The 4072-nt window shown below is 72.4% G+C and carries 1 protein-coding gene; it reads left to right on the top strand.

What is annotated here, in order from left to right; all coding sequences use genetic code 11:
- A partial coding sequence (locus IE108_RS34605) for a non-ribosomal peptide synthetase (protein ID WP_229852769.1) occupies nucleotides 1-4072 on the top strand: 4072 nt, incomplete at both ends.

The raw sequence follows: 4072 nt of genomic DNA on the forward strand, positions 1-4072 counted from the left end.
GCAGGGCATCAGCGGTGCGGTCGAGTACTCCAGCGACATCTACGACCCGGCCACGGTGCGGGGCTTGTTCGAGCGGTGGCTGCACTTCCTCGACATGGCCACCACCCACCCCGACCAGCCCCTCAACCACATCGACATCCTCACCCCCGAAGAACACGCGCGGCTCCTCGGCACGTGGCTGGAGACGGAAACCGAGATCGGCGAGACGCCACTGCCCGTCCGCTTCGCCGAGCAGGCTGCCGCCACCCCCGACGCCGTGGCCCTGGTCGCCGGGGACACCTCCCTGACCTACGCGGAACTGGACCGCCGCGCCAACCGCCTCGCACATCTCCTGCTGCGCCGGGGCGCGGGACCGGACCGGGTGGTCGCGGTGGCGCTGCCACGCTCGGCCGAGCTGGTGGTCGCGCTGCTGGCCGTACTCAAGAGCGGCGCCGCGTACCTGCCGCTGGACCCGGACCACCCGGCCGGCCGCCTCACCCACGTACTCGCGGACGCCCGGCCCGCGCTGCTGCTCACCACGCTGTCGACGGACTCGCGGACACCGAGCGGCGATTCGGCGGAACGACTGGTCCTGGACTCCCCGGACGTGCAGGCCCTCCTGGCCGCCTGCCCCGACACCGACCCGGTCGAGGACGGCCACGCGGCGCCGCCCGCCCCCGAGGCCGCCGCCTACGTGATCTACACGTCCGGCTCGACCGGTCGCCCCAAGGGCGTGGTCGTCCCGCACGCCCCGCTGCTCAACTTCCTGGAGGCCATGCGGCGCAAGGTCCCGCTCCGGACGGGGGAACGCCTGCTCGCGGTCACCACGGTGGCCTTCGACATCGCGGCGCTGGAGCTGTACCACCCGCTGCTGTCCGGAGCCACGGTCGTCCTCGCACCCAAGGAAGCCGTTCCGCAACCGTCCGCCGTGCTCGACCTGATCGCCCGGCACGGCGTCACGGTCGTACAGGGCACCCCCTCGCTGTGGCAGCTCCTGGTGGCGCACGAGCCGGAGGCGCTGCGGGGCCTGCGCATCCTGGTCGGCGGCGAGGCGCTGCCCACCCCGCTCGCCGAGTCGATGCGCACGCTCACCGACGACCTGACCAACCTGTACGGTCCCACCGAGACCACCATCTGGTCGACCGCCGCGGACCTGGCCGGCGGGGCGGGCGCACCGCCGATCGGCCGGCCGATCGCCAACACGCGTACCTACGTGCTGGGCCCGGGGCTGGAGCTGGTGGCGCCCGGTGTCGTGGGCGAGTTGTACATCGCGGGATCCGGTGTGGCTCGCGGCTATCTGCACAAACCCGGCCTCACCGCCGAGCGGTTCGTCGCGGACCCGTACGCTCCCGAGCCCGGTGCCCGCATGTACCGCACCGGTGACCTGGTGCGGTGGAACCCGGACGGCGAGCTGGAGTTCGTCGGGCGCGTCGACCACCAGATCAAGATCCGCGGCTTCCGCATCGAACTCGGCGAGATCGAGGAGGTCCTCACCGACCACACGGACATCGCGCAGGCGGCCGTCGTGGTCCGCGAGGACCAGCCGGGTGACACCCGACTCGTCGCCTACGTGGTGGCCGACACCTCGGCGCGCGACACCGGCGGAGCCGTGGAGCAGGACCAGCTCAGCGAGTGGCAGAGCCTCTACGACGCCGTGTACGACGCCGCGGAGCAGACGGCCTTCGGTGAGAACTTCGCCAGCTGGAACAGCAGTTACGACGGCGAGCCGATCCCGCTGCCCGAGATGCGGGAGTGGCGTGACACGACCGTCGACCGCATCCGGGCCCTGCGGCCGCGCCGCGTCCTCGAAATCGGGGTCGGCACCGGCCTGCTGCTGGCCCGGCTGGCACCCGAGTGCGAGGAGTACTGGGGCACCGACTTCTCCGGCACCGTCATCGACGAGCTTCGGCGGCACGTCGACGCCGATCCCGTCCTGGCCGCGCGGGTGCACCTCCGCACCCGGCCGGCCCACGACTTCGGCGATCTTCCGCAGGGCCACTTCGACACGATCGTGATCAACTCGGTGGCCCAGTACTTCCCGAACGCCGGCTACCTGGAACAGGTCGTGCACCACGCGCTCCGCGCCCTCACCCCGGGCGGCGCCCTGTTCCTGGGCGACCTGCGCAATCCGCGGCTGCTGCGGACCTTCGCCTCAGGGGTGCAGGCGGCACGTGCCGAGGACCCGGACGACACGGCCGCGATCCGCCGCGCCGTGGAGCAGAGCCTGGTCCTGGAGAAGGAACTCCTCGTCGACCCCGAGTACTTCAGCGCCCTCGCCCACCACGTCCCCGACCTGGCGGGCACCGACGTCCAGCTCAAGCGCGGCACCGCCCACAACGAACTCACCCGCTACCGCTACGACGCCACCCTCTACAAGACCGGCATCACCCCCCACCCCCTCGACGACGCCCCCACCAGCACCTGGCTCGCCCACGCCGACGCCGAGACCAACCTCGCCGACCTGCGGCGGCGGCTGACCGCCGACCGGCCCGCGGAACTCCGCCTGACCGGCGTCCCGAACCCCCGCCTGGTCCACGAACTCGCCGTGCGTCAGGCCCTCGAAGACGGCACCTCCCTGACCGACCGCCCCACCGCATCCGCAACCGGACTCGACACCTTCCACGCCCTGGGCGACGAGCACGGCTACTGGACCGGCATCACCTGGAACACCCGGGACACCGACGCCGTGGACGTCGTCTTCGTCGACCGGAACCGGCTGTCCGGCCGCGCGCCCGTCGGCACGTACGCCGCACTTCCCGCCGGCGCCTCCACCGCGCCCCTGCCCACCTGGGCGACTAACCCCGCCGCCCGCCGCGGCACCGGCGCCCTGGTCACCAAGGTCCGCGAGCACACCCGCGACCATCTGCCCGACTACATGGTCCCGTCGGCCGTCGTCCCCCTCGACCGGCTCCCCCTGACGGCGAACGGCAAGCTGGACCGGGCCGCCCTGCCCGTGCCGGAGTTCGCGTCCGCCGGGTCGGGACGCGGGGCTCGCACGCCGCAGGAGCAGATCGCGTGCGATCTGTTCGCGCAGGTCCTGGGGCTCCCGAGGGTCGGCGTCGACGACGACTTCTTCGACCTGGGCGGCCACTCACTGCTGGCCACCCGGCTGATCGCGCAGATCCGCGTCACGTTCGGCGTGGAGCTGGAGCTGCGTGCCCTGTTCGAAGGCCCGACCCCCGCCGCGGTGGCGGAACTCCTCGACACCGCCGCCCCGGGACGCCTGGCCCTCAGCGTCCGCCGGCGGCCGGAGGTCATGCCGCTGTCCTTCGCCCAGCGCCGGCTGTGGTTCATCCACAAGATGGAGGGGCCGAGCGCCACCTACAACATCCCCCTGGCCCTGCGGCTGCGTGGCGAGCTGGACCGGGACGCGCTGCGGGCCGCTCTCGGTGACGTGGTGGGCCGGCACGAGAGCCTGCGGACGGTGTTCCCCGAATCCGAGGGCGTTCCCTGCCAGCAGGTGCTGTCACCCGAGGCGGCCGTCCCGCACCTCGCCGTCCACCTCACGGCCGAGGCCGGGCTGCCGGACGCACTGGAGTCGGCCGCCCGCTACGCCTTCGACCTGGCGACCGAGACCCCGCTGCGCGCCGACCTCTTCGAACTCTCGGCGCAGGAGTACGTACTGCTGCTGGTCGTGCACCACATCGCGGGTGACGGGTGGTCGCTGGGTCCGCTGGCCTCCGATCTCACGCGTGCCTACACGGCGCGGGTGGAGGGGCGGGCGCCGGAGTGGACGGCGCTGCCCGTGCAGTACGCGGACTACACGCTGTGGCAGAACGAGCTGCTGGGTGATCAGGACGATCCGGACAGCTTGTTCGCGACGCAGATCGAGTACTGGAGGGGGGCGTTGGCGGGTCTGCCGGATCAGCTGACGCTGCCCACGGACCGTCCGCGTCCGGCGGTGATGACGTATCGGGGTGATTACGTCACCGTGGACATGGACGCGGATCTGCACCGGCGGCTGGCTGATCTGGCGCGGGCGTCGGGTGCGAGTCTGTTCATGGTGTTGCAGGCGGGGCTCGCCGCCCTGTTGACGCGTCTGGGTGCGGGTGAGGATGTTCCGGTGGGCGCTCCGGTGGCCGGCCGGACGGAC

The organism is Streptomyces parvulus (genome assembly GCF_014648855.1).
GTDB lineage: Bacteria > Actinomycetota > Actinomycetes > Streptomycetales > Streptomycetaceae > Streptomyces > Streptomyces parvulus.